Origin of the sequence: Caldimonas sp. (assembly GCF_046289365.1) — a bacterium.
Lineage (GTDB): Bacteria > Pseudomonadota > Gammaproteobacteria > Burkholderiales > Burkholderiaceae_C > Caldimonas.
In genome coordinates this window covers 1-5,656 of record NZ_JBKBVU010000200.1, presented here as the reverse complement: position 1 = coordinate 5,656, position 5,656 = coordinate 1, and the positions used below count along the sequence as shown (strand labels likewise).

At 70.2% G+C, this 5,656-nt stretch carries 5 protein-coding genes; 2 read left to right on the top strand and 3 right to left on the bottom strand.

Features of this window, described 5'->3' with window-relative positions; translation table 11 throughout:
* Both ACK42S_RS15140 and ACK42S_RS15135 read right to left on the bottom strand, forming a co-directional pair.
* The coding region (locus tag ACK42S_RS15140; RefSeq protein WP_409709335.1) for an FAD-binding domain-containing protein at positions 1-438 on the bottom strand (438 nt) is incomplete at its 3' end.
* Positions 435-1,997, bottom strand: a complete 1,563-nt coding sequence (locus ACK42S_RS15135) for an FAD-binding domain-containing protein (RefSeq protein ID WP_409709332.1) — start codon at positions 1,995-1,997, stop codon at positions 435-437. The genes ACK42S_RS15135 and ACK42S_RS15140, both read right to left, overlap by 4 nt.
* Positions 1,998-2,216: 219 nt before the next feature.
* Between ACK42S_RS15135 and ACK42S_RS15130 the strand changes: the two genes are divergently transcribed.
* Positions 2,217-3,587, top strand: a complete 1,371-nt coding sequence (locus ACK42S_RS15130; protein WP_409709329.1) for an alpha/beta hydrolase family protein — start codon at positions 2,217-2,219, stop codon at positions 3,585-3,587.
* Positions 3,588-3,646: 59 nt separating this feature from the next.
* Positions 3,647-4,288, top strand: coding sequence for a glutathione S-transferase family protein (locus ACK42S_RS15125; RefSeq protein ID WP_409709326.1), 642 nt, complete (start codon positions 3,647-3,649; stop codon positions 4,286-4,288).
* Here the strand turns inward: ACK42S_RS15125 and ACK42S_RS15120 are convergent.
* The coding region (locus ACK42S_RS15120; protein WP_409709323.1) for a tetratricopeptide repeat protein at positions 4,285-5,656 on the bottom strand (1,372 nt) is incomplete at its 5' end. The genes ACK42S_RS15125 and ACK42S_RS15120 overlap by 4 nt on opposite strands.

The following is a 5,656-nucleotide window of genomic DNA, read 5'->3' as shown; positions in this document are numbered from 1 at the left end:
CAGCCACAGGCGCACATGGTTGTGCAGCCAGCCGGTGGCATAGAGCATGCGCACCGCCGTGTCGATCACCGGCACACCGGTGGCGCCTTCGCGAATGTCGCTCGGCAAGGCGGTGGCATAGGCGGCCTCGGGCAGCACCCCGTCCTGCAGGCTGGTGAAGATGCGCTCGCCTTCGTGGCGCCACACGTGACGGAAATAGGCCCGCCAGCCCAGCTCCTGGACGAACTTGTGGTTCAAGTCGAGCCGATGGCGGGCGTTGACCGCCGCCAGCACCGCGGGCAGACGCAGGAAGCCGTGCGTGATATAGGGTGACAACCGGGTCACCGCACCCTCGAGATGGTTGCGGCTGCGGGCGTATTCGGCCGGGCACACGGCCGCCAGCCGCTCGCGGGCGGCCTCGGGTGTGGGAGGCCAAATATTGCGAGGATCGGGACTCATGAGGCCGCTTCGTCGGCAAAGAGGTCGCGTTGCCGCTCAGGCGGCAGGGTGGCCGCACGTGCTCGGATGCGCCCGACCATGGACGGCAGGCCACTCTTGCGCGAGCCGTGGCGTGCCTGGATGGCATCGGCCTCGGCGCGGGCCCCGGGCTCGCGGCGCAGGGCGTAGAGCCGGTCTTTCGCCTGGGCCACCGCCTGGGCGGCATCGACCAGGGGCGCCGGGTAGTCGCGGCCGATCACGCAGGCTGCGGCGCGCTGCACCTCGGGCGGCGCGGTCCAGGGCTCGGCCAGGTAGGGCAGCGGCAGGCGGGCGAGTTCGGGCACCCAGCGGCGGATGAACGCGCCCTGCGGGTCGTGCTCGCGCGCCTGCTTGGTGGGCGAATAGATACGCAGGGTGTTGATGCCGGTGGTGCCCGACTGCATCTGCATCTGGCTCCAATGGATGCCGGCCTCGAAGTCGAGGAACTGGCGCGCCAGGTGCAGGCCGGGCTCGCGCCAGTGCAGCCACAGGTGGTAGGCCGCAAAGCTCACCAGCATCGCGCGCATGCGGAAGTTGAGCCAGCCGGTGGCCACGAGCGAACGCATGCAGGCGTCCACCATCGGGTAGCCGGTCTGGCCGCGGCACCAGGCCTCGAAGCGCACACGGTCGAAGGCCGGCTCGCGCAGGCCGTCGCAGGCGCGCGAGAAGTTGCGCCACTCGATCTCGGGCTCGTCTTCGAGCTTTTGCATGAAGTGGCAGTGCCAGCGCAGTCGCCCCGCAAAGCCGCGCAGCGCATGCGCAAAGCGCCGCGAGGCCGCATCGCCTTCGGCCTGCAGCGCCGCGATGCGCGCCTCGGTGGCCTGGTGCACGCGGCGCATCGACACCATGCCGAAGGCGAGATGGGCGCTCAGGCGGCTGCAGCCGCTGGCCGCACTCAGCGGGCTGGAGAGATCCCGGCGATAGTGTCGGCCCCGACGCTGCAGGAAGTCGTCGAGCGTGGCCAGCGCCGCTTCTTCGCCGGCCTCGGGCAACGGCACATCGGTCGGCGCCAGGCCCAAGTTCGCCAGCGTGGGCAGCTCGGGCAGGTCCAGCTGCGGAGCGGTGAAGCCTGACGGCTCGGCACATTCGGCGGCGTTCATGCGTGCGGCCCACCGCGCAGCCCAGCCGATGCGCGAGCGCAGGCGCCGCACCACACCGGTGTGCGGCCACTCCTGCCACACCACGCCCCGCGCACGGCACCACGCGGCCACGGCGCGGTCGCGGTCGTAGGTCCACCCCGGGCCGGTCTCCTCGTGGCTGAACAGCCGGGTCAGTGCGAAACGACGGTGCAAGCGCTCCAGCACCTCGGTCATCGGGCCGCACTCCACCAGCAGCGGCAGGCCCTTGTCGGCCAGCCGTGCACGCAGATACGCCAGCCCCTGCAGCACGAAGGCCACATGGCGGGCGTCGCATTCGGGGCTGGCCAACCAGTCGGGTTCGATGGCGTAAAGCCCCAGCGCCGGCCCCGCCTGGGCGGCGGCCGACAGCGGTGCATGGTCGTGCACGCGCAGGTCGCGCTTGAACCAAACGAGAGTGGTCATCCCTGCATTGTGGGAACGTGGCGCGGCCAGCCGGGGCGGCCCTGTGCGATGCACCCAGACCCTGCGGGGCCAAGCGTCCTAGGACACACCCGGGGGCGGGTTTTGCCCGGTGGATGTGTGGCGCACGGCTCCCTATAGTGCCGGCGAACAATATCGAACGACCGTTCGTTTTCGGACTCCCCAACCGCTCTTGCAACCCCCTTTCCTGAGAGGCGCTTCATGACCTTGTCCAGACCCCTGGGCGCCCTGGCGGCCGCCACCCTCCTGTTCTTGTCGGCTTGTGGCGGTGGAGGCGACGCCCCGCGCGGCGCGGTCGTCTCGGCCAGCGTGGTCGGCAGCCTGAGCACGGCGCAGATCGATGAGGGCACGCAGCACTCCGGTTTGCAGCCCTTGTCCGGCACTGCCCAGTGCGGTGTGGTCGCGCACCAGGTGCGCTACGTCACGCGCGACCCGCGCGGCCGTGAGGCCGAGGCCACCACCGGGGTGCTGGTGCCCAGCGGCGCCTCGGCCGCCTGCTCGGGCGCGCGCCCGGTCATGCTCTACGCCCACGGCACCAGCCTGGACAGCCGCAAGAACATGGCCAGCCTCGCCGACGACGAAACCCAGCTCGTGCTGGCAATGTTCGCCGCGCAGGGCTACATCGTCGTGGCGCCGAACTACCTGGGCTATGCGGGCTCCAGCCAGAACTGGCACCCCTACCTGAACGCCGAGGCCCAGGCGGTGGACATGATCGATGGGTTGCGGGCCGCACGCCGCGCACTGCAGGTGGCCGGCGGACCGCAGCCGACCGGCCCGCTGTTCATCACGGGCTACTCGCAGGGGGGGCACGTGGCCATGGCCACGCACCGCACGCTGCAGCGCGACCACGCGGGCGAGTTCACCGTGACCGCCTCGGGTCCGATGGCCGGCCCCTATAACCTGGCCGAGTTCGGGCGCCTGATCAACGAAGCCCAGCTGATCAACGCCGGCGCTGTGCTCTTCACGCCGCTGCTGCTCACGAGCTACCAGCGCTCCTACGGCGACGTCTACACCAGCCCGGCGCAGGCCTACAACCCGGCGTACGCCGCGACGATCGAATCGCTGCTGCCGAGCACGTCGAGCATCGAGACCTTGGTGATGCAAAGTCGCCTGCCCAACGACCCCACGTTCACGGTCAAGCTCTTCCAGAACAGCACCCACCCCGATGGCCTGATCCTCGACAGCTACCGGCAGGACTACGTCACCAATCCCAACAACGGTTTCCGCCGTGCGATGGAACGCAACACCCTGCTGGGCTGGACACCCACCCGCCCGGTGGCCATGTGCTCCGGCGCTCAAGACCCGACCGTCTTCTTTGCGATCAACCAAGGCGCGATGTTGGCGGACCTGAACAGCCGTCTGCCAGCGCAGATGCAGGCCCTGGGCTTTGACCTGGAAGACCGTGGCACCTTGCCGGCCGGGACCGTGGGGGATCTCATCTACGGAGGGTTCCAGAACGCGAAGACTGCCGCCGGTACCTCTGCTGTGGCTCGCTACCACAGCGAGTTGGTCCCGCCCTTCTGCACCGCCCTGATCCGCGGGTTCTTCCAGCAGTTCCTGGGCCCACAGTGAACCCTCGCAGCGTCGTACGCCTCACAATGCGCACGACGCTTTCGCGAAGGCCCCTGCCCATGCTGCAACTGCACCACTACCCCAGCACCGCTTCGATGGCGCCCCACATCCTCCTGGAGGAACTGGAGGTGCCCTACGAGCTGGTGCTGGTGGACCGCACGAAAAACGCTCACAAGTCACCCGAGTACCTGAAGCTCAACCCCAATGGGCTGATCCCGGTGCTGGTCGACGGCGACCTGGTGCTGTATGAATCCGCGGCCATCTGCCTGCACCTGTGCGACACGCACCCCCAGGCCGGCCTGGCACCCGCGCTGGGCACGCCCGAGCGGGCGCACTTCTACAAATGGCTGGTGTGGCTGACCAACACGCTGCAGGCCACGCTCATCGTCTACTTCTACCCCGAGCGCTGGGCCAGCACGCCCGGCGCGGTGGCCGAGGTGAAGCAGGCCGCCGAAGCCAAGGTGGGCACGCTGATCGACCAGCTCGACGCCGAACTCGCCCGCCACGGACAACCCTGGCTGCTGGGCGAGCGCTACACCGCGGTGGATGCCTATGCGCTGATGCTGTGCCGCTGGACGCGCCACTTCAAGCGCCCGGCGCGCGCACTGCCGCATCTGGCGCCCTATCTGCAGCGCGGCCTGGCCCGGCCGGCCATCCAGCGCGTGTTCGAACAGCAGGCCCTGCCCCAGCCCTGGGTTTAGCCCAGCCGGGATCGCCAGTACGCCACCTGCGGCGTGGAGCCCTTGGCCAGCAGCCGTTCGTTGAGCAGCGCGCGGCCGAGCGAACGGTGACTGCCTCGTGAGCAGGCCGCCATCAGGGTCAGGTCGATGAGATCGCGCTGGGCATGGCTGCCACCGAAGCGATGCGCCACGGCGCGCAGCGGGGCGAGATGCGCCACGGCCGCGTCCCAGTCCTGTCGGGCGAAGGCGATCAGCCCGCTCATCAGCGGCAGGCCCACCTCCTGGGCCATCGCACGGTGGAGCCCGGGCTGGGTCTGCGCCTGGTCGATCACCCGCGCGAGCAGGGCTTCGGCGCCGGCCACGTCCCCGGCGCCCAGGCAGGCCATCAGCGCATGGGCGTCGTTGAAGGCATAGTGCCCGACGGCCTCGGTGTCCCGCGCCCAGCGGGCGGCAAGCGCTTGCCATCGTGGGCCGACGTCGGCACCCAGCAGTTGCAGGCGCCACAGCATCGCGGCCGCGTCCAGGCGTTGCAGCGTGAGGCCGCCCTCGATCAGCGGGGCCACTTCGCTGTCGTAGACCTGCAGGGCCCCCGTCAGGTCCATCGCTTCCAGGTAGAACAGCGCGAGGTGCCAGGCGTTGTGGCCGCGCAGGCCGTTGTCGTCTTCCGACCAGTTGCGCCGCTGTGCGTGCAGCCAGGCACGGCCTTCGTCGTGGCGACCCTGCATCTCCATCACATGGGCCACGGCATGGACAGCCCAGGGCACGCGGGCGCCATCGTCCAGGGCCTCGCGGCCCACGGCCTCGGCCTGCGGGTAGAGGTGGTTTTCCTCCAGACCGAAGGCGTACATCCCCAGCACATAGCGATACAGCGCATCGTCGCGCGGCCATGCGGGCAGCACGCGGGCCACGCGCAGCCGCAGTTCGCGGGCGTCGCCGCGATAGAAGTCGAACAGATGGGCGAGCTGCAGGGCGAGGTGATCGCAAGGGTGGTCGAGCAGCAGGCGCTCCCACAGCTCGCAGGCGCCTTGCCAGTCGCCGGCCCAGGCGCGCTGCGCGGCCGCGAGGTGGGCTTGCTCGCGCGCGTTGCCGCAGCAACGTGCAGCGGTTTCCAGGGCTTCGCGCGCAGGGGCCAGCAGGTGGCGTTCGGTGAGCGTGAGCAGGAAGCCCGCACGCATCACATGCGGCAGCATCCAGCCGGGGTCGGCGGCGCTGGCGGCGTCCAGGTCGGCCAGCGGGTCGCCGTAGAAGGACGACAGGCGCCACAGGGCCTGCTCGAGGTGATCCAGCGCCGCATCACTGGCGGTGCTCACCGGGCAGCCGCGGCGGTCTTGCATGGCGTCAAGCCGGTGGCGTGGGCCAGGGGCGCTGGGCCGGGCGCAGGCGTTCCCA